Source organism: Vogesella perlucida, from assembly GCF_979366545.1.
The window spans coordinates 1-369 of sequence record NZ_CEETRO010000047.1; the positions used below are offsets into that span (position 1 = coordinate 1).

The following is a 369-nucleotide window of genomic DNA, read 5'->3' on the forward strand; positions in this document are numbered from 1 at the left end:
CCACCAGCTCGGCCTGACGACGCTTGTAGTCGTCCGACATTTCCTTGGCGTACACACCGTCGTTGGCTTTCTTCTCTTCCTCGCTCATCGGTACTTCGATGAACTTGCCGCCCAGGCTTTCCACCTGTTCTTTGGTAGACGGGCGCACGTCGGTCGCCTCTACCACCGCGCCCAGGCGCTTGGCAGTAGCAATCGCCTGCAAACCGGCCACCCCCACCCCCATGATCAGCACACGGGCCGGCTTCACGGTACCGGCGGCGGTCATCAGCATGGGCATGAAGCGCGGGTAGTACTGCGTGGCCAGCAACACGGCACGGTAGCCGGCAATGTTGTTCTGGCTGGACAGCACGTCCATGCTCTGCGCCCGCG

1 pseudogene is annotated in these 369 nt (G+C 63.1%); it reads right to left on the reverse strand.

The features are described from left to right. Positions 1-355 (reverse strand): annotated as a pseudogene (locus ACZ9XP_RS17840) (NAD(P)(+) transhydrogenase (Re/Si-specific) subunit alpha); the annotation flags it as partial. Positions 356-369: the final 14 nt, after the last annotated feature.